We start from the raw sequence: 19,987 nt of genomic DNA, 5'->3' as shown, positions 1-19,987 counted from the left end.
AAACAATAAAGCAATTTTTTGAAAATAACCCTTATGGTATGAACAGTTTAAAAGCAATATTAGTTGATGATGATTTTAAAAGCAATGATCATTTAAAAATTTTATTATCCAATTTTTTTCCAAAAATTGAATTAGTTGCTGAAACTTTGACTATTTTGGAGGCTAAAAAAGAAATTATTGAACGCAAACCCAATATTTTATTTTTTGGATTGATTAATGAGGAAAATGCCATTGAAGATATTAAAAAAGCCATTGATTTTAATGATATACATTTGATAGTTTTTTCTTATGAAAAAAAACACGCTTATGATTTTTACCTCCATGATGCCGCAGATTTTATACTTAAACCTTTATTAATTGAACAATTGATAAGATCAATTAATAAAGTAGAAAAAAGCATTACAAGAGCATTTATCAATGATGCCAACCTATATTCAAATTCGATTAATTATTCAAGACCTATTGAATTTATTGCAATATCTACTTTAGATAAAATAGAATTTTTTAAGCTTGATAAAATCATTTTTTGTGAGGCCGAAGGCAAATATACTCGGTTTTATTTTGAGGATGGACAAAAAATATTATCAAGTAAAAATATAGGTGAATACGAAAAAAATTTAGATAAAAATATTTTTTTTCGCACACATAATACATTTATTGTCAATATAAACAAGGTAAAATATGTCAATAAAAAAGAAAGATATTGTTGCGAAATGATTAATAATATTACTATTCCAATTGCCAAACGCAGGATTGATGAATTTAATAAATTTATCAGAATAAAGGAATAACTATACCATCAAACGATCTGGATTATATCCAATATAGGGCATCTCGGTTTCGTTAAATTGGATTCCAAAATTTTCAAGTTCTGTCAATAGGGGTTCATAAATTTCTTTTTGTAAAGGCATTTGCACTCCTACTGTTTTGATTTTACCATTTAAAATTAATAAAGCAGCCATTGCAACTGGCAAGCCAACAGTTTTCGCCATAGCGGTATAAGTTTGATCATCGCCAATGCAAACCATTTTGGAGTCAATTTGTTTTTGTTGACCATCAATTTCATATCCAAATTTATGATACATTACAATCATATCTTTGTCTTCTTCTTTCAATGTCCAACTATCCGATAGTATTTTCTCTAATATTTGAGCCGGTGTAGCATGATGTAGATTTATGAATTTATTGGGGTTAAACAAATCCAATTCTAATAATTTGTCCCACATAATGTCGTCTTGCTCAATGCCAAGCACCAAGCGTGTTTTGATTTCGACAGAATCTGAAGGATGATAGGGAAGGAATAAATTGACAAATTCACGGTAACTCATGCCATAAGAGTTTTCTACTTGATATGAATCGTCTGTCATTCCTAGTTGTACAAACATATTCCATGCTTTAGAAAAACCAACTCTTCGAATCGTACCTCTATATAATGTAAGAATCCCGTCTAACCCATAAGCACTTCGGTATTTTAGCGAATCTCTGTTGGCATACCCTTCAAATCTGCCATATCCTTCGACTTCCAAAAATTCTGTTCGTCTAAACAATTTATGATAAGGAATGTATTTGTCTTTTCCTTCTTGTATAAATTTGGCGGCACCTCCTTGACCGGCCAAAACAACATTTCGTGGTGCCCATGTAAACTTGTAATTCCATAAATTGTTGTCAGAATCTGGTGCTACTAATCCACCACAAAAGGATTCAAACAAAATCATTTTGCCCCCTTTTTCACGTATTTGATCAATCACTTTCATGGCACTTATGTGGTCTATACCAGGATCTAAACCTATTTCGTTCATAAAAATCAATCCGTATGCTTTGACTTGGTCGTCGAGCATTTGCATCTCGGCACTAATATAAGATGCCGTTACTAAATTTTTTTTAAACAAAATACAATCTTTGGCAATTTCGATGTGTAAATGAGCTGGTAACATTGATATTACAAGTGTAGCAGCCGCAATATGTTGTCTTCTTTGAGATTCGTTTCGAATATCTAAAGCAATGGGGGTTGCATTTGGATGGTTATTTGTTTTTTTTTGAGCCAACTCTAAAGATAAATCGGCTATTACAAGATGCAAATGTTCTGATTCTGATTTATTAAGTAAATACTGTATTAAAGTTGAAGCTGATTTTCCGGCACCAATGATAAGAAGATGTCTCATAATGTTTTAAATATAACACAAATATATAAAATTGTTATAATTTTTGCAAATAAATTTTAAAAAAAATAAATTAAAAAATAATAACCCCATTGTATTGAAAAATATAATTAAAAAAACGATATTTGCCAAACTAACTATAACGATTTCGTAATGGAAGAACGCAACAAAACATTAGGAGAATATATTATTGAAAATCAAAAAGATTTTCAATATTCTACAGGGGAACTATCTCGAATTATCAACTCCATTCGATTAGCTGCCAAAGTAGTTAATTACAAAGTGAATAAAGCTGGTTTAGTAGATATTGTTGGGGCAGTTGGCGAACAAAATATACAAGGAGAAGACCAACAAAAACTAGATGTATATGCTAACGAAGTTTTCATTCAAACACTCATCAATAGAGAAATTGTGTGCGGCATTGCCTCTGAAGAAAATGATGATTTTATAACGGTTTCAGGAGCAGATAATGGGCATAATAATAAATATGTTGTATTAATGGATCCATTAGACGGATCGAGTAATATAGATGTAAATGTATCTGTGGGTACCATTTTTTCAGTTTATAGACGCATAACACCCGTTGGAACACCCGTAACATTAGAAGATTTTTTACAAAAAGGGGTTTATCAAGTGGCTGCAGGATATGTCATTTATGGGACCTCTACGATGCTCGTTTATACCACAGGACATGGCGTAAACGGATTTACACTAAATCCTGCCATTGGAACATTTTATCTATCGCATCCCAATATGAAATTTTCTGAAGATGGTAAAATTTACTCCATAAACGAAGGGAATTACGTTCATTTTCCAAAAGGAGTTAAAGATTATATTAAATACTGTCAAACAGAAGAAGGTGATAGACCCTACACCTCAAGATACATCGGAAGTTTGGTTTCAGACATTCATCGAAATATGATCAAAGGGGGGATATATATCTACCCAACAAGCTCAAAATCGCCCAATGGTAAATTACGATTGTTGTATGAATGTAATCCTATGGCTTTTATCGTGGAGCAAGCTGGCGGAAAAGCATCTAATGGCTATCAAAGAATCATGGAAATTCAACCAGATAGCTTACATCAAAGAGCCCCATTTTTTTGTGGAAGTTATAATATGGTAAAAAAAGCCGAAGAATTTATGTCTATTTAGTCAATTTAAGTTTATAAATAAATCCATTTTTTTAAATTGAAAAAAAAAGTTTGAAATATTAATAAAATAGTCTAAATTTGTTTGTAAAAAAAAACCAAACGACAAACAGTAACATGACTAAGAATACCGAAAAAGAAAAATTGGCACAACCAGACCATTCTTTGGAGTCTGCTCAAAGATTAGAGGCCATAAAAAATTTGATATTTGGTGAAAATATTCAACAAATAGATGAAGATTTTTCAAGTATCAAACAATTGATAGAACAACGCAAAGAAGCATTAGAAGATTATATAGAAGCCACCCGAAAAGAACTTCTACAAACAATAGACAACCTATCGACTGATTTGAATATTCGAATAACCGATTTAGAACAAAATTTGTCTGATCAAGTTGCCAATTTAAACCATAAAAAAGTAGATAGAGCTACTCTTGGTCAATTGTTAGTCAATTTAGGTGAAAAAATAATGAAAGACTAATCGTTCGTTATGAATGATGCAGAAAAATTAGAAAAGCTTAAAATCCTCCTACTACAAGAGGACAGGGACTTTGCAAACCAAATTTTTGAAAAATTAAGTTACCTAGAGTCTGAAATAAGCGAGGAGGCCCTTTTGTCAAAAAGAGTAGATCCTATAATTGACAAAAAATTAGCCACTTATACAGTAGATATACCCGAAAAGCTTGGGCCTTCCATTACAGAAGCATTGTCCGAACAAATCAAAAATTCACAAGACCAAGTAGTTGAAGCATTGTTTCCCATAATTGGTAAAATGATTAAGAAATACATTCAACAAGAAATTAAAATTTTGTCGGATAATATTAACAATCAGGTGCAAAGGAATTTTTCTGTAAAAGCATTAAAAAGAAAGATAAAATCATTTTTTACAGGCATAAGTGAACAAGAAATTGTATTAAGCGAACAAAATCATCCAAAAATTCAACAATTGTTTATAATTGAAAAAGGATCTGGAATTATATTAGCAAGTCATTCAAAAACAGAAACGATAGACCAAGACATGATTGCTGGCATGCTTACAGCTATTAAAAGTTTTGTAGAAGATGCCTTTCAGGCTGGAAACCAAAATTTGGAAACCATTGAATATGAATTATATACCATTCAAATTCAAAATTTTTCAAACTATTATATTGCAGTAGTGGTTTCGGGTAGTTTTAATAATAATTTTAAAAGCACCTTGGAAGATAAGCTGATGACATTTGCAAATTTGCATATAAAAAACAATACCGATAACAAAACCTATATCAACCAACAATTAGTAACCTTTTTTGATCATGAGTAAAACCAAAAAAATAGTACTTACCGGTCATTTTGGTGTAGGTAAATCCTCACTTATAAGACGATTTGTTCAAAATGAATTTTCAGATGATTATCATGTAACCATTGGTGTACATATCCTTAAAAAAACAGTGGCATTAAACAACGAAGAAATAACGCTTGTAATTTGGGATATTGAAGGCAAAGACAGTGTCGAAAAAATTAGAAGTTCGTACTTAATTGGTACCTCTGGATTCATTCATGTAATAGACCCCACACGAGGTCAGACCTTTTCAGAATTGCAAGACGAAATTAAATATTTAAACAAAAGTTTTCCAAAAACACCAATAATTACAGTTTGCAACAAATCAGATTTGATTGCCATAGACGAATTTGAAGCTTTATTAAAAACCAAAAATTTAATAATCGATTATTTTACGAGTGCCAAATCGGGTGAAAACGTTGAAAAAATATTTCAAGAAATTGCCTCTAAAATTACAGCAAAATGATAGACGAAATAAAAAATCAATACTTGTCAAAAATTACACAAGTAATTCTTTTAGATAAAAGCGGCCATATTTTAGAGTCTGATGATATTTTATTCAAAGCTTCCAAAACAACATGTATTGCAGAATTGCATCCTTTTTTTGAAATAATAATTCAGTCTATCAAAGAAAATTACGACAATATTATTTTTAATTGCATCCATTTAGAAATCGATCAAACAAAAGGGAGCTATGATATCATTTTAAATAATAGTCAAAACAATGCCAATCCATTCATAATTATTGTAGATTTTACAGAGCATTATGAATCATTTCAAAGTATTGCTCAAGAAAAAAACGAGTCTGTTTTAAGTTTTCATTATGAAAAAATAAAAAACGACCAACTTTTAGCCGAAAAAAAATTTAAAGACAAATTTATAGCCAATATTAGCCATGATTTACGAACACCTGTTGCTGCTATTTTAGGCTTTTTAGAATTATTTGAAAAAGTCAATATCAGTACAAGTCAGCGCGACATTATCCAAACGATCAATAAAACTAGTCTTCATTTGAAAGGATTAGTCGATGATTTATTAGACATTTCTAAAATAGAGTCGGGCGAATTTATACTAAAAAACAAGCCGCTAGACCTAAAAGATATGTTTAATCAATTAGAAAAAATATACCTCTTGAAGGCTGCTGCAAAAAATATTGATTTGACTTTTGATATTGAAGAAAAAATCCCCAAAAATATAATTGCCGACAGGGTAAAGTTATTTCAAATATTTACAAACTTACTTGACAATGCTATAAAATTTACAGACGAAGGAAGTGTGAAATTGATGGTAAAAGAGAATTTTAGAAGTTCTGATAATTTAAGTTTAAATGTACAGGTTTTGGATACAGGCATTGGTATTCCTATTAGAAATAGAAATAAAATATTTGAAAGTTTTACTAAATTACATTCAAAAAACATTGATGGTTTAGGAATAGGACTATCTATTGTATATAAAATTGTACAATTGATGAATGGCAGTATCAAAATCCAATCCATTAGAAAAAAAGGTACTATTATTGAGGCAAATATCCAATTGAAAATAGATGTTCAAGTATATTCCAGAGTAAAACCTAAAGAAATAAAAGAATATACCAACGCTGATTTTAAACGTAAATACAATATTTTGATTGCCGATAATAGCGAAATAAATCAGTTATTGATTATGAAAATATTAGTTAATCATGGCGGGTTTTATTTTGATATAGCCGAAAATGGATTGCAAGCAGTTGATTTGTTTGAAAAAAACGACTATGATTGTATTTTGATGGATGTAGATATGCCTTTTTTAGACGGCATTGAAGCGTCAAAAATGATAAAAAATCATGAAGATATCAAAAAATCGAAAACACCTATCATTGCGCTGTCTGCAAATCCAAACGATACTGAAAAATTAATTTGTAAGGCGATTGGCATTAAAAACTATTTAACAAGACCTCATACCAAAGACGAATTGTTTGAAAGTTTGTATAAAGCATTAAAAATAAAAGCCCTAAAATAGGGCTTTTTATTATTTATTCATGTGCTCCATTTCGTACATAAATGTTTCGGCATCTACATTTTGAACTACCAAAGACAGGGCTTTGTCAATAATATAATTTACATTGCCAGGTGTAAAACCTAAAGCTAACCCAAATTTTCTTAATAAAACATCTTGATTGTCGTTCAATTGATGGTCTTTATGAACCATTCGAGCCAAATCGTACAAACGTTCTAAACGTTGGGCATGTAAATAAGGTGGATTGATTGGGAATTTTAAAGGGTTTTCAAGGATTTCTGCATACTCTGCTTCTGAAATTTCTAATTTTGTTGCCAATCTGTCTAAAAAAGATTGTTCTTCTGCAGAAACTACTCCGTCTGCAAGTGCCACGCGAACAATGGCTGCAAAATGACCTTTATTTCTTTGTTTGAATTCGCTATCGAATAATTCTGAAAATGACATAATATTTGTTGTTTATTAGGCAAAGATAATCCTATTTCGTTTTTAAATAAAAAGAAATGAGCAAAGATTTTTGAAAATAATACAAAATATATTGTATTTTTGAAAACCTATTTAGATGTATCAAAATATGACAGAATTTTACGTATATTTTCAAATTGGTTTACAGCATGTTCTCAATATAAATGCTTATGACCATGTCTTGTTTTTAATGGCACTTACAGTACCTTATACATTTGAGGCTTGGAAAAAAATAGTTTGGTTGGTTTCAGTTTTCACAATAGGACACACACTGGCTTTAGTATTGTCTGTTTTAGGCATTTTGAATGTTACGGCTAGTTGGATTGAATTATTAATTCCAATAACCATTTGGCTTACCGCTTTTTCAAATATTGTCAATTTGGGCAAATCTACCAAAAACAGTAGCAACCACTATCTAACAATGGTTACGTTGTTTTTTGGCATTGTGCACGGACTCGGTTTTTCTAATTATTTCAAAAGTATATTAGGGGGTACTACCGTGTCCAAAATAGCCCCCTTATCGAGTTTTGCACTTGGTATAGAGGCTTCGCAAATGTTGGTCGTTTTTATGGTATTGTTAGTTGGTTATTGCGTGCAAACACTAACAAAATTGTCAAAACGAGATTGGATTTTAACCCTATCGGCGGGTATAGTTGGAATTACGTTGCCATTAATTTTGCAAAATGAATTTTGGAAAAATTAACATCAATTATAAGTGATTATTTTGTTTTTAACAATATAGCATCAAAAAAAATAGCATTATGAACAATAAAAAACAAATAAAATATGATAAAGCCTATTTGCGAATAGCTAATGAATGGAGTAAATTGTCCTATTGCAAACGAAAAAAAGTGGGTGCTATAATTGTAAAAGACCGTATGATTATTTCAGATGGCTACAATGGTACTCCGTCTGGGTTTGAAAATTGTTGCGAGGACGAAACTGGTTTAACCAACTGGTATGTGCTACATGCAGAGGCCAATGCTATTTTGAAAGTAGCTGGTTCTACACAATCCTGCCAAGGAGCAACTTTATACATCACCCTTTCGCCGTGCAAAGAATGCAGTAAACTTATCCATCAATCTGGAATAAAAAGAGTCGTTTTTCAAACGGGTTATAGAGACACTTCGGGTATAGATTTTCTTGAAAAAGCGGGTGTTTTAGTAGAACAAATGGACAATTTATCCGAAATCTAAATTTGATTATTTAATTTAAAGTCGTCAAAACATTGATAGATACTACTTTTTTATTAAATTTGTTATTATAATATAAAAATCGAAAATATTTTTTTCTAAAAATGAAAATTAGCCCAAAATACAATCCCATTATAGCCGTACTACTGATTGTAGTGGGTATTTTTATAGGTAGTTTTTTCAATTTTCCAATACAATATCAATATTTTTCAAAAAATCATCATAAAAACAAATTAAACAAGTTAATCCATTTTATCAATAGCGAATATGTAGATGATGTAAACACCGATTCTATAATAGACGAAACCGTAGATAATATATTAGCCAAATTAGACCCACATTCTGTATATATTCCTGCAAAAGAACATTCGATTGAAGCTCAAAACATGAAAGGTGATTTTGTGGGTATTGGAATTAATTTTTATTTATTAAAAGACACTATAGCCGTTATAAAACCCATAGAAAACGGTCCGGCAGCAAAGGCAGGCATACAATCTGGAGACCGAATATTGTATGCAAACAACCAAAAAATGTTTGGAAAAAAAATCAATAGCGAAAAAATTTATCAATTATTTAAAGGTCAGGCTGATACGGATGTAAAATTGATAGTTTATAGAAAAAATGCTAAAAAAAATCTGGTTTTTAATGTAAAAAGAAACACAATTGCTATCCAAAGTGTTGAAAAAGGATTGCTATTGACCTCTAAAACGGGCTATATCAAAATCAATCGTTTTGCCGAAAAAACCTACAAGGAATTTAAACACGAGTTAGAAGATTTAAAGCAACGTGGCATACAAACTTTAGTAATCGACCTTAGAAACAATGGAGGAGGCTACATGGAAATGGCAACTCAAATTGCGGATGAATTATTGAAAGACCAACAATTGATTGTATTTACAAAAAATAAAAACAACGACATTCAAAAAACATTTGCTACAAGCAAGGGCATATTTGAAACTGGCAATTTATTTGTATTGATCAACGAAAATAGTGCTTCGGCAAGCGAAATTTTAGCAGGAGCCATTCAGGATAACGACAGAGGCACCATAATTGGTCGTAGGTCATTTGGCAAGGGATTGGTACAACGAGAGATGGGTTTTGACGATGGATCGGCCGTTCGGCTCACCATTGAAAGATATTATACCCCTACAGGTCGCTCTATTCAAAAACCTTACAATAAAGGTAAAAAAGAATATTATAAAGATTTTGAAAAACGATTTGAAAGCGGCGAATTGTATGAAAAAGACAATATACATGTAAATGATACCTTGAAATTTAAAACACCAAAAGGTAAAATCGTATATGGCGGTGGCGGTATTGTACCCGATATTTTTGTGCCGCTAGATGGCGAAAAAGGCGACGAAAGTTTGGAATATTTGATGCAATCTGGAATAATTGGACAATTTGTTTTTGAAGAATTGGATAAAAATAGACACGAATTTCAGGGCTTAAAATTTAATGATTTTTTAGAAAAAATCAAAAAAAATGACACCTATATCATTAGATTTCAGCATTTTATAACCCAAAGTGGTACTTCTTTCAATGTACTAAAACGTAAAAACTGGGTGGCAAAATATTTGTATGCAGAATTTGCTCGGCAATTATTCAACGATACCGACGGATTTAAAATATTGCTTACAAATGATTTGATGATTCAAAAAATAGTAATTCCAAATAAATTTTCAAAATAAATCAACTTGTATTCATCCTTCTGTTTTTTATATATTTAATCCAAATTTTGTGCTGAAAATTTATTATAATATAAAACTACATTAATATTAAAATAGGTAAGTAAATATACGTAATTTGATAAATTTTTGCTATTCATCGATATGTAAAATTTTATTATTAAAATTACATATATAAAAATATAAAGCTTATATAATGTAATACAAAGCTGCAACCCCAAGCGAGAGCGAAATAGCAAAACAAGTGGTTTTTTAGACAAAAAAGTAACCTTGCTGGACTACGCAACTGTTTTATTTTTGACTCATTTTAGTATAAAAGCACCTATACATTGGTCTATTTTATAGACATATTGATTATAAAACCCAAATAAGTCCAAGCGTTCTTGAAAAAAACAAGTCTAAAGACATAAGCATCTTTGAAATAGTTTTACAATTAGCTTTGCTTTATCATATTTTGCTATACAAAATCGAATTCAACCTCTGTATCTTGGCGTTTAGGTTTACCAATTTTAATCTATTGTTTTTCAGGTATTGGCACTGCTTCTACACCGCCTTGCATCATCATGTTTTCAAAATCTTTAAATGGATCTACATATATTGTTGTAAAATAGTAGTTGTTTTTTATTTTTTTGGAATCAAATGCCACTTGTTTGAAACTATTTTGATGGTTTGAAATGATGCTAAAATACAATGTTGCTTGCGGATTGTCTAAAATAACCTGTGTAGAAAAACCACCTGTTTTAGGATTAACTGCTACTTCATGTGCTGCACCGCTAACATATATTTTTAACGTTGGAAATTTTTTAGAGTCTAACGGTTTTTTTGTTTTGGAATTGAGCAAATGTCCTTTTATGGTAAATTGTATGGGCTTTTGTATCACTCTAGGTACCATTTTTCCAACAACAATAGGCTTGTGTACTTCGGTTTGGGTGTGGTTTGGCACATGTTCTTGTGCTAGACTTTGATTGGAAATCAATACAGAGGTTGCTAAAACGGCGGCATATTTTAGAGGTTGCTGTTTGGGGATTTGTATTGGGCTAATTTTGCGGTCGAGTTGCGAATTTTTGAGTTTGGCACAAATAGATTTTCCTTTATTTTCTGTAAGAAATTGAGTTATCTCGCTATCTGTTTTCTGACTCAAATCGACTACATTTTTGGAACATAATTCACAAAAAATACCATTTGAAGTACTTTGCATGTTGCTTAAATCTGCTTCGCAAGGGTTCACCATCCTGATTTGAAATGAATTTTTCATATAAGTAAAATTTATTTGTTAAAGGTCATATAGTATTAATTGGTGTTTGTTTGTATCAAACAAGTTACAAAAGGCCATTTTATACTGTTTTGATTCTATAGTATATCTTTAATAAAGATAAACTATTGTTTCAAAAGGTTGGGAGTGCCCTAAAATTTATTTCAAATCTTCAATAGTCGATGCGTTTGCTACCTCAAAATCACCAATTTTGGTTCTTCTCAATTTACTTAAATGTGCTCCAGATTGTAAAGCTTTTCCAAAATCAAAAGCAATAGAGCGAATATAGGTGCCTTTGCTGCATTTGATTCTAAAATCGACATGGGGAAGTGCTATTTTTGTAATTTCAAATTCATAAATAGTTGTTTTTCTGGAAGCAATTTCAACCGTTTCTCCTGCCCTAGCGTGTTCATACAACCGTTTTCCCTCTTTTTTGATGGCTGAAAAAACAGGTGGTTTCTGATCGATTTCGCCTAAAAAAAAAGTTACTGTATCAAATATTAATTTTTCTGTAATATGGTTTGTGTCAAATACAGCATCGATTTCCGTTTCCAAATCATACGATGGTGTGGTGGCACCAAGGGTTATAGTACCCGTATATTCTTTAGGTTGTGCTTGTATTTCAGAAATTTTTTTTGTAAACTTTCCTGTGCAAACAATCAACAAGCCTGTGGCTAATGGATCTAAAGTTCCTGCATGACCAATTTTATATTTTTTGGGCAACCGGTAAGTGTTCATCAAATGGTATTTGAGCTTGTTTACCGCCTGAAAAGAGCTCCATTTCAGTGGTTTATCAATCAGAATTATTTGACCGTTTAAAATATCTTCGGCTTGCATTAGCTAACTGTTAATGGGTGAAAATAATGGATAATTAACAACAGAACTCCCAATACAATTCTATAATAACCAAACATTTTAAACCCATTTCGGGTTAAAAAGCCAATAAAAAATTTAATAGAAGCATAAGCCACCAAAAAAGCCACAATATTGCCAATAGCTAGTATGCCCAAATTATCTGTATTCAATACTTCGGGACTGTCTTTATATACATCATAAATACTTTTGATAGTAGCTGCCAACATGGTGGGTACTGCTAAAAAAAACGAAAATTCGGCGGCTGATTTTCTGGTTAGCCCCTGTTGCATACCTCCAATAATGGTAGCAGCACTTCGGCTCAATCCTGGAAAAATTACGGCTAATGTTTGGTAGCACCCAATGGCAAAAGCTTTTTTGTTGCTAATTTCTTTTTCGTCGTTGATACTCGGATTTTGAAACCAATTATCTACAAAAAGCAATATAAAACCTCCTAATAATAAAATTGTTGCTATAAATACAGGCGTTTCGAGCATGGACTCTATGTGTTTTTTTAACAATCCACCTATTAATAAGGCTGGAATCACTGCAATGACGAGTTTGATATAAAATTGTATTCTTGTGAAATCAAAAAATTTACGCCAATAAATCACTACTACAGATAAAATTGCGGCCAGTTGAATTACAATTTCAAATAATTTAGTAAAATCATCCTCTGCAATTCCCATAAACGAAGAGGCTATAACCATGTGTCCTGTTGAAGAAATAGGCAAAAATTCCGTTAATCCTTCAATAATGGCCAAAATGAGGGCTTGAAGTAGGTTCATATTATTTGGTTTTTTTTAATATTGAATAAACGGTAATCCCAAATCCTACTAACACTAGTGTAGGTGCCAATCTGATTCTTTGAAAATTAAAAACCGATTCGTTAAAAATTTTGGGATCTTGGCTACCTCCGCCGCTCATCAATAAAAACCCTAAAGCAATTACCGCAAGTCCAACACCTAATATTTTGTAATTTTGACTTTCAAACAAAAACTCTTTTTTATTTTCCTTATCTTTCATTTTTTTTTTAATTTTTTAATTTTTTGGTTCTTTTAGATTTTTTTTAGATTTTTTTAGATTTTTTTAGATTTAATATAAATCATCCGTTCGTAAATTCAAAAAACGTTGAGTAGCAAAATAAGTACTAACACCCGTAATTAAAACCCCCATAAGTATAACCCCTAGAAACACATTGGCTATCATCATTTTATTGTCTAACAATCCTAAAGACAAGCTGCTTTCTAAATAAGTTAATGTAAAAAACAAAGCCACAACCGCTAACAAAGCACCTATAAGGCCTAAAGTCATGCTTTTTATTATAAACGGTTTGCGAATAAACCCTTTTGTTGCACCAACCATTTGCATGGTTTTTATAATAAATCGTTTAGAATGAATTGCCAATCGCAACGAACTATTGATTAACAAAACGGCAATAAACGCAAATACTCCGCTTATTACCAACATCCAAAAACTAACTTTTTGAATATTATCATTAACCAAATTAACCAATTGTTTATCATAAACAATATCGGCAACCATTGGATTTTTTCGCAGATAAGTTTCAATACTCAATATGTTTTTTTTATTTACATAACTGGCTTTCAAGTTGATATCGTAGGAGTTTTGCAATGGATTATCACCCAAAAACTGCATAAAATCCTCGCCAATAACCGCTACATGTTGCTTGGCCGCAGCTTCTTTTGAAACATAAACATATTTTTTGACAAAAGCCGTTTTGTTAAGCAAATGCCCAAAGGATTTGATGATGCTATCGTTGGCCTCTTTTTTTAAAAACACTGTCATGGCAATGTCTTCTTTAAAATCGTTGGCAATTTTTCTGGAATTGATCAAAAATAAAGCCAACATTCCTGTTAAAAACAAAACCAAAAAAATGCTCAAAACAACAGAAAAGTATGACGAAATTACCCTTCGCTTTTGAAAGTTGTCAAAAGATGTACTCATAATGAATTAAAATTTTGTGTAAAATTAATAAAGAATTTGATTTAAAACGCTCAAACTTTCTTTTTTCGTGCTTTAAATGTAAATTTGTGCTTTGAAATCGATATAAAGACATATTTTTTTTAATTTTGTTACCGATTTTGAGTGCGGTTTTAAATAAAAAACAATTTGAATGCCATGAATACCTGAATTTTAAAAAATGAAAAAAATGAAAACGATCATCCCTATTTAGACAATTGCTTCCATTTTTTAATATCAAAATTATAAATTGATTCTTATGATTTATTTGTATAACTCCAATATTTAGAATGACTATTTTTTTATACAAATATTAAAACACCAATTTATATGATGTGCAACAGAAACAAACCCGATGACAAAAGATGCCATGATGGCTTCGAACTCATGCTATAAAATTGAGTTTTGACTTGTCAGCAAAATTTTATCATAACATCAAAAAAAAACGTTACCCAAGAGTAACACAAAACAATACTATGAAATACAATCCAAACGAAATTGAAGCCAAATGGCAAAAATATTGGGCAGAACATCAAACTTTTGCTGCGCAACAACCATCATTGAACAACCAACAACCAAAATATTACGTTCTAGATATGTTTCCTTATCCATCGGGAGCAGGTTTGCATGTGGGGCATCCGCTGGGGTATATTGCCTCAGATATTGTGGCACGATACAAACGCCACCAAGGTTTTAATGTGTTGCACCCGCAAGGCTATGATTCGTTTGGACTTCCTGCAGAACAATATGCCATTCAAACCGGGCAACACCCTGAAAAAACGACCAAAGAAAACATTGCTCGATACAGAGAACAACTAGACAAAATTGGTTTTTCGTTTGATTGGAGCAGAGAAGTACGAACTTCAAATCCAGACTATTACAAACATACCCAATGGATTTTTATCCAATTATTTGAATCTTGGTACAACAAAAACACCGATAAAGCCGAAGACATTTCTACTTTAATTTCTCTATTTGAAAAAGAAGGAAATGCGACAGTGAATGCGGTTTGTGATGACAACATTGCCTCTTTTTCTGCCGAAGAATGGCAAGCATTTTCAACGGAAGAGCAACAAAAAATCTTGTTGCAATACCGCTTGACTTATTTGGCAGAAACCGAAGTGAATTGGTGTCCTGCTTTAGGCACGGTTTTGGCAAACGACGAAATAGTAAATGGCGTTTCCGAACGTGGCGGGCATCCTGTAATTCGCAAAAAAATGACCCAATGGAGCATGCGGATTTCAGCTTACGCCGAGCGATTACTGCAAGGACTAGACACCATCGACTGGAGCGAATCGATCAAAGAATCACAACGCAACTGGATTGGAAAATCAGTGGGTGCGATGGTGAAATTTAAAGTCCTCCCCCCAGATCGAGAGGGAGATTATATACCTCACCCCCAACCCCTCTCCAGAGGAGAGGGGGGCGAAACCCCACAAAAACATTATTTATCTGCTAATCCATTGTATGCTAAAGAACTAGTTGCTAATGCTCGAAATAACAGAAAGCAGTTTACTAATGCAGAAGGTATTTTGTGGCAAGAAGTTAGAAATTCAAAACTAGGACATAAAATAAGAAGGCAACATTATATTGGCAATTTTATTGTTGATTTTGTTTGTTTGGACAAAAAACTAATCATTGAAGTAGATGGAGGATATCATAATGATTTGGAGCAAAAAGAAAAAGATGAAGAAAGAACGTTACTTTTAGAGCAAAAATATTTTTATAAAGTAATTCGATTCACCAATCAAGAGGTTGAAAACGATTTAAACACTGTTTTAAATACCATAAAAACAGCGTTAAACAATAGAGCGTCTGATTCCGGTTCAGCTCCCCTCTCCTCTGGAGAGGGGTTGGGGGTGAGGTCAATTGAAGTCTTCACCACCCGCCCCGACACCATTTTCGGAGTTACTTTCATGACCTTAGCTCCGGAGCATGAGTTGGTGGCACAAATTACGACTCCAGAGCAAAAACAAGCAGTTGAAGATTATATCGAAAAAACCGCTAAACGTTCAGAACGCGAAAGAATGGCCGATGTGAAAACCATTTCGGGTGTGTTTACAGGAGCTTATGCCGAACATCCATTCACCCAAGAACCAATACCTGTTTGGATTGGCGATTATGTGTTGGCAGGCTACGGAACGGGAGCCGTAATGGCAGTACCTTGTGGCGATGAAAGAGATTATGCGTTTGCCAATTTCTTTAAAGGTCAGAATGGAATGCCAGCAATTAAAAATATTATCAGCCCAATAAGCCCAAATGGAGAAATTGATGCTTCAGACGATTGCATCAAAGGGGAAGCTTTTGGAAAAAAAGAAGGTTTTGTTTTAAAAAATTCCGATTTTTTAGATGGACTTGGCTATAAAGAAGCGACTAAAAAAGTTATAGAAGCATTAGAAGCTATCGGCTCAGGAAAAGCCAAAGTCAATTATCGTTTGCGAGATGCCGTTTTTTCTCGACAAAGATATTGGGGAGAGCCTTTCCCGGTGTATTATGTAAATGGCTTACCGCAAATGATAGACAAAAAACACTTGCCCATCGTTTTGCCCGAAGTAGAAAAATACCTCCCAACCGAAGATGGGCAACCGCCATTGGGAAATGCTACAAATTGGGCGTGGGACATAGAAAAGTTGATGGTTGTTAGTTGTGAGTTGATAGATAATCAAAAGATATTTCCTTTGGAATTGAATACCATGCCAGGTTGGGCGGGTTCGTCTTGGTATTGGATGCGTTATATGGATGCCCATAATGAAAGCGAATTTGCTAGCGAAGATGCCTTGAAATATTGGGAAAACGTGGATTTATACATTGGCGGAAGCGAACATGCCACAGGACATTTGTTGTACTCCCGTTTTTGGAACAAATTTTTGAAAGACAAAGGCTTTGCACCAACCGAAGAACCGTTTAAAAAATTGATTAATCAGGGGATGATTCAAGGGTTTGTAGAATCAATATATTTAGAAAAAACTAAAGGAATTTCTTTTACTCATTATGGGAAAAACAAAATTATTCCTTTATCCGAAGATAAAGTTTATAATATTTTTAGATCATCGGATTATAAGTCCCTAGAAATAAAAGACCTCGCACCTATAAATATACCTTCTGATTTGGTTAATAATTTAGGGAGTGACAAATCTCATCTAAATATTACAGGGTTAAAAAAGTTTATTTTTGAAAATAAAGAATTTCAAAACTCAGTATTTGTTACTAATGAGGGATACCTAATATGTGAAAATGCAATTGAATATTCCTTTTATAATTTTGAAAATGAAAAAATAATAAATTATAGTCATATAAATTCAGATTCAGATATTAATGTTGATATTAATTTCAAATTTCAAACAAAATCAGAAATAGGAAAAATGTCAAAAAGATGGAGAAACGTCGTCAATCCCGATGATATTTGCAATGAATATGGTGCTGATACTTTGCGATTGTATGAAATGTTTTTGGGTCCATTGGAACAAGCCAAACCATGGAACACCGCAGGAATTTCGGGAGTTTATGGGTTTTTGAAAAAATTGTGGAAATTATATCATTCGGGTGAAAACGATTCGTTTTACGTGGACAACTCCACTCCTTCGGAGGGGTTGGGGGAGGCTTATAAAACATTGCACAAAACCATCAAAAAAGTAACTGAAGATATCGAGAATTTCTCTTTCAACACCTCTGTTTCGCAGTTTATGATTTGTGTAAACGAACTTTCGCAACAAAAATGCAACCATCGTGCCATTTTGGAACCTTTAGCCGTATTGATTTCACCTTATGCACCGCATATTGCCGAAGAATTATGGTCGGTATTGGGGCATGAAGGTTCGATTTCAAAAGTTGCTTTTCCAAAATTTGAAGCAAAATATTTGGTAGAATCAGAAAAAGAATATCCTGTTTCTTTCAACGGAAAAATGCGTTTTACCTTGAAATTGCCTTTGGATTTAACCAAACAACAAATCGAGGAAATCGTAATGGCAGACGAAAGAACCCAACGTCAATTGGACGGAAAAACGCCAAACAAAGTGATTATTGTTCCAGGGAAAATTATTAATTTAGTGGGCTAAACGAAAAAACATGAAAGATTTATTTATTCAAGGCTATTTAGAAAGAATTTCTAAACAATTTATGATTTCTAATGATGATGCTTTTGAAGTATTTTCAATAGCTGTAATATTAGATAAATCGTTTGAAGAAGTATATAATGAAATTTTGATAATTAATCCTGAAAACAATAAAAGTTCTAGTCAAGATGGAGGAATTGACGGTATTTATTTTGAAGAGAATGGATTGCAATGTACAATGTATGTTTTTCAATGCAAAAATTCAAAAAAACTGGAACAAGGAAAATTGGACAAGTTCAGAGACAATTTTGAAGAATTATTTTTAAAAGGAAATGTTTTACCAAACTCAAAAGATCTGTCTTCAAAAATAGAAGAATATAAAGATTTGACAAAAAAAGGGGTTATAATAAAACATCAATTGTATTTTTTATACAATGGAAATGCTTTAGATAAACAAACTTCTAATGAACAACTATCCAAACATTATCACAAAGAAAATAATTTTGAAATCATAGATTCTGATGATTTATATGAAAAAGTTGTTAGAATAAGCGACTCAAGTAGTCGAAGAAAAACAATTGATTTTACATTTAATCCAGTAAAATCAAATGTTATAGAAGGCGACAATCAAGCTTTGTATTCTTATGTTATCAATAATGTCAAGGCTTTAAATTTCAGAATAGAAGCTTTAGAATTGTGCAAATTAATAGAAAAAGAGGTGAATTTAAATGGGACTTTAGATACTTTATATTCTGAAAACATAAGAAGTTTTCTAGGTTCAAAAACTAAAGCCAACCAAAAAATGTTGGCCACGTTGAATGATCCTTCAATTAAGTACTATTTTCCATTTTTGAATAACGGTTTGACACTTTTATGCGAAAAATTAAATATTCCAGCCAATACGCAACTTGGAGAATATGTCGTTCAAGTTAGGAACCCATTAATTGTGAACGAATTACAAACATCAAGAGTGATTTATGATTTTTTTAAAAAAGATCCTGAAAAATTAAATCGCATTTTTGTGAATATTAGAATTTATGAATCTACAGAAAAAGAACTAGTAGATTTAATTACAGATGCAACAAATACGCAAACACCTATAAATTTTAAAGATAAAATTTCTAATGAAGATTTTAACCCTATTACTAAAGAATTATTTAAAAATAACGAAATAAATTATTTAACTAAAAGAGGGGAAAATTTTAATAACAGTGATATTTGGCTAAAAAAATCAATTCCAAATGAAACGGTTTTGAAATTTTGGTATGCCACTTTTTATGGAAAGCCGGATATTGCAAAAAATAGTATTTCTAGTATATTAGAGGATATTTATGATGCAAGTAAATTATCGAATCATCCATTACATTATTTGTTTAATGGAAGTAAAGATTCCTTAATTTATAAACAATTGCTACAATCCTATTATATTTATGACTTTATTTCAAAAAAAAGAAAAGAAAATATAAATAACCCAAATTATTCAAAATATATTCATTTACCATATTCTGATGAATTAATTGCTTATGGAATTTATAATGAAATAAAAGACAAAGGATTAACTCAAAATTTTGATTTGGAATATACAAAAGTAAATGATTTTATTCATGAAATGATAAGCGATGAAAAAGCAAAATATGACAAACAAAACAAAGCTTTCTCTATTGCAAGTTATTTTAAAAAACAACTATGTAGAATAGAATATAATAAAAAGATTGATCTTTTAGAAGATTAATTTCAATAAAGTCTGTCGTTATTATATTTAACCAAAGAACATATCGAGGAAATTGTTATGGCTGATGAAAGAACGCAACGTCAATTGGACGGAAAAACGCCAAACAAGGTGATTATTGTGCCAGGAAAAATTATTAACTCATCTTACGCAA

General features: G+C 31.8%; 18 protein-coding genes. 11 read left to right on the top strand and 7 right to left on the bottom strand.

Features of this window, described 5'->3' with window-relative positions:
* The first annotated feature begins 38 nt into the window (after positions 1-38).
* Positions 39-791 carry a LytR/AlgR family response regulator transcription factor gene (locus tag B0A58_RS05200; protein WP_089080151.1) on the top strand — a complete coding sequence of 251 codons (753 nt, stop codon included), beginning with the start codon at positions 39-41 and terminating at the stop codon, positions 789-791.
* Here the strand turns inward: B0A58_RS05200 and B0A58_RS05195 are convergent, their stop codons facing one another.
* Entirely contained in the window at positions 792-2,162 is a 1,371-nt protein-coding gene (locus tag B0A58_RS05195; protein WP_089080150.1) for a saccharopine dehydrogenase family protein, read from the bottom strand.
* 150 nt (positions 2,163-2,312) lie between these two features.
* On the opposite strand from B0A58_RS05195, the gene fbp reads away from it, so the two are divergent.
* The 5 genes from fbp (at position 2,313) to B0A58_RS05170 (ending at position 6,625) form a co-directional block, all read left to right on the top strand.
* A complete protein-coding gene (gene fbp, locus B0A58_RS05190; RefSeq protein WP_014085159.1) occupies positions 2,313-3,314 on the top strand; it encodes a class 1 fructose-bisphosphatase in 1,002 nt (333 codons plus the stop codon).
* Between the two features lie 113 nt (positions 3,315-3,427).
* Positions 3,428-3,790, top strand: a complete 363-nt coding sequence (locus B0A58_RS05185) for a hypothetical protein (protein ID WP_014085160.1) — start codon at positions 3,428-3,430, stop codon at positions 3,788-3,790.
* A 9-nt stretch (positions 3,791-3,799) separates the two neighbouring features.
* On the top strand, positions 3,800-4,609 hold the full coding sequence (locus B0A58_RS05180; RefSeq protein WP_014085161.1) for a hypothetical protein: 810 nt from the start codon (positions 3,800-3,802) through the stop codon (positions 4,607-4,609).
* A complete protein-coding gene (locus B0A58_RS05175; protein ID WP_089080149.1) occupies positions 4,602-5,093 on the top strand; it encodes a Rab family GTPase in 492 nt (163 codons plus the stop codon). The genes B0A58_RS05180 and B0A58_RS05175 overlap by 8 nt, the downstream gene beginning before the upstream one ends.
* Complete coding sequence (locus B0A58_RS05170) at positions 5,090-6,625, top strand: hybrid sensor histidine kinase/response regulator (RefSeq protein WP_089080148.1); 1,536 nt, start codon at positions 5,090-5,092, stop codon at positions 6,623-6,625. Before B0A58_RS05175 ends, B0A58_RS05170 begins: the two co-directional genes overlap by 4 nt.
* A 9-nt stretch (positions 6,626-6,634) precedes the next feature.
* Here the strand turns inward: B0A58_RS05170 and B0A58_RS05165 are convergent, their stop codons facing one another.
* The gene (locus tag B0A58_RS05165) at positions 6,635-7,066 is read right to left on the bottom strand and encodes a TerB family tellurite resistance protein (RefSeq protein WP_089080147.1); all 432 of its coding nucleotides are present in this window, start codon (positions 7,064-7,066) and stop codon (positions 6,635-6,637) included.
* A gap of 127 nt (positions 7,067-7,193) precedes the next feature.
* Between B0A58_RS05165 and B0A58_RS05160 the strand changes: the two genes are divergently transcribed.
* The 3 genes from B0A58_RS05160 to B0A58_RS05150 all read left to right on the top strand — a co-directional run bounded on the left by B0A58_RS05160 (position 7,194) and on the right by B0A58_RS05150 (position 9,968).
* Positions 7,194-7,787 (top strand): HupE/UreJ family protein, encoded by a 594-nt coding sequence (locus tag B0A58_RS05160; protein ID WP_089080167.1) that lies wholly within the window; start codon positions 7,194-7,196, stop codon positions 7,785-7,787.
* 58 nt (positions 7,788-7,845) lie between these two features.
* Positions 7,846-8,280 carry a deoxycytidylate deaminase gene (locus B0A58_RS05155; RefSeq protein ID WP_014085166.1) on the top strand — a complete coding sequence of 145 codons (435 nt, stop codon included), beginning with the start codon at positions 7,846-7,848 and terminating at the stop codon, positions 8,278-8,280.
* 101 nt (positions 8,281-8,381) lie between these two features.
* Positions 8,382-9,968, top strand: coding sequence for a S41 family peptidase (locus tag B0A58_RS05150; RefSeq protein ID WP_089080146.1), 1,587 nt, complete (start codon positions 8,382-8,384; stop codon positions 9,966-9,968).
* A 511-nt stretch (positions 9,969-10,479) separates the two neighbouring features.
* On the opposite strand, the gene B0A58_RS05145 is transcribed toward B0A58_RS05150, so the two are convergent.
* The 5 genes from B0A58_RS05145 to B0A58_RS05125 form a co-directional block, all read right to left on the bottom strand.
* Positions 10,480-11,220 (bottom strand): hypothetical protein, encoded by a 741-nt coding sequence (locus B0A58_RS05145; RefSeq protein WP_089080145.1) that lies wholly within the window; start codon positions 11,218-11,220, stop codon positions 10,480-10,482.
* A gap of 156 nt (positions 11,221-11,376) precedes the next feature.
* Entirely contained in the window at positions 11,377-12,054 is a 678-nt protein-coding gene (gene truB / locus B0A58_RS05140; RefSeq protein ID WP_089080144.1) for a tRNA pseudouridine(55) synthase TruB, read from the bottom strand.
* The gene (locus tag B0A58_RS05135) at positions 12,054-12,857 is read right to left on the bottom strand and encodes an undecaprenyl-diphosphate phosphatase (protein WP_089080143.1); all 804 of its coding nucleotides are present in this window, start codon (positions 12,855-12,857) and stop codon (positions 12,054-12,056) included. The genes truB and B0A58_RS05135 overlap by 1 nt, the downstream gene beginning before the upstream one ends.
* A 1-nt stretch (position 12,858) precedes the next feature.
* Entirely contained in the window at positions 12,859-13,095 is a 237-nt protein-coding gene (locus tag B0A58_RS05130; protein WP_089080142.1) for a DUF3098 domain-containing protein, read from the bottom strand.
* A gap of 69 nt (positions 13,096-13,164) precedes the next feature.
* Positions 13,165-14,037 (bottom strand): cell division protein FtsX, encoded by an 873-nt coding sequence (locus B0A58_RS05125; protein WP_089080141.1) that lies wholly within the window; start codon positions 14,035-14,037, stop codon positions 13,165-13,167.
* 491 nt (positions 14,038-14,528) lie between these two features.
* Between B0A58_RS05125 and B0A58_RS05115 the strand changes: the two genes are divergently transcribed.
* Together B0A58_RS05115 and B0A58_RS05110 are read left to right on the top strand one after the other, a co-directional pair.
* Positions 14,529-18,107 (top strand): leucine--tRNA ligase, encoded by a 3,579-nt coding sequence (locus tag B0A58_RS05115; RefSeq protein ID WP_089080166.1) that lies wholly within the window; start codon positions 14,529-14,531, stop codon positions 18,105-18,107.
* A 10-nt stretch (positions 18,108-18,117) separates the two neighbouring features.
* Complete coding sequence (locus tag B0A58_RS05110) at positions 18,118-19,836, top strand: AIPR family protein (protein ID WP_089080139.1); 1,719 nt, start codon at positions 18,118-18,120, stop codon at positions 19,834-19,836.
* Positions 19,837-19,987: the final 151 nt, after the last annotated feature.

This window comes from Flavobacterium branchiophilum NBRC 15030 = ATCC 35035, assembly GCF_002217205.1.
Taxonomy (GTDB): Bacteria; Bacteroidota; Bacteroidia; order Flavobacteriales; family Flavobacteriaceae; genus Flavobacterium; species Flavobacterium branchiophilum.
This window is presented reverse-complemented; position numbering and strand designations above follow the sequence as displayed.

Bases quoted from the DNA above. Each gene is read 5' to 3' on its own strand.
- fbp (WP_014085159.1), top strand. From the start codon at position 2,313: ATGGAAGAACGCAACAAAACATTAGGAGAATATATTATTGAAAATCAA.
- B0A58_RS05160 (WP_089080167.1), top strand. From the start codon at position 7,194: ATGACAGAATTTTACGTATATTTTCAAATTGGTTTACAGCATGTTCTC.
- B0A58_RS05165 (WP_089080147.1), bottom strand. From the start codon at position 7,066: ATGTCATTTTCAGAATTATTCGATAGCGAATTCAAACAAAGAAATAAA.
- B0A58_RS05195 (WP_089080150.1), bottom strand. From the start codon at position 2,162: ATGAGACATCTTCTTATCATTGGTGCCGGAAAATCAGCTTCAACTTTA.
- B0A58_RS05155 (WP_014085166.1), top strand. From the start codon at position 7,846: ATGAACAATAAAAAACAAATAAAATATGATAAAGCCTATTTGCGAATA.
- B0A58_RS05130 (WP_089080142.1), bottom strand. From the start codon at position 13,095: ATGAAAGATAAGGAAAATAAAAAAGAGTTTTTGTTTGAAAGTCAAAAT.
- B0A58_RS05200 (WP_089080151.1), top strand. From the start codon at position 39: ATGAACAGTTTAAAAGCAATATTAGTTGATGATGATTTTAAAAGCAAT.
- B0A58_RS05180 (WP_014085161.1), top strand. From the start codon at position 3,800: ATGAATGATGCAGAAAAATTAGAAAAGCTTAAAATCCTCCTACTACAA.
- truB (WP_089080144.1), bottom strand. From the start codon at position 12,054: ATGCAAGCCGAAGATATTTTAAACGGTCAAATAATTCTGATTGATAAA.
- B0A58_RS05135 (WP_089080143.1), bottom strand. From the start codon at position 12,857: ATGAACCTACTTCAAGCCCTCATTTTGGCCATTATTGAAGGATTAACG.
- B0A58_RS05115 (WP_089080166.1), top strand. From the start codon at position 14,529: ATGAAATACAATCCAAACGAAATTGAAGCCAAATGGCAAAAATATTGG.
- B0A58_RS05175 (WP_089080149.1), top strand. From the start codon at position 4,602: ATGAGTAAAACCAAAAAAATAGTACTTACCGGTCATTTTGGTGTAGGT.
- B0A58_RS05185 (WP_014085160.1), top strand. From the start codon at position 3,428: ATGACTAAGAATACCGAAAAAGAAAAATTGGCACAACCAGACCATTCT.
- B0A58_RS05170 (WP_089080148.1), top strand. From the start codon at position 5,090: ATGATAGACGAAATAAAAAATCAATACTTGTCAAAAATTACACAAGTA.
- B0A58_RS05110 (WP_089080139.1), top strand. From the start codon at position 18,118: ATGAAAGATTTATTTATTCAAGGCTATTTAGAAAGAATTTCTAAACAA.
- B0A58_RS05150 (WP_089080146.1), top strand. From the start codon at position 8,382: ATGAAAATTAGCCCAAAATACAATCCCATTATAGCCGTACTACTGATT.
- B0A58_RS05145 (WP_089080145.1), bottom strand. From the start codon at position 11,220: ATGAAAAATTCATTTCAAATCAGGATGGTGAACCCTTGCGAAGCAGAT.
- B0A58_RS05125 (WP_089080141.1), bottom strand. From the start codon at position 14,037: ATGAGTACATCTTTTGACAACTTTCAAAAGCGAAGGGTAATTTCGTCA.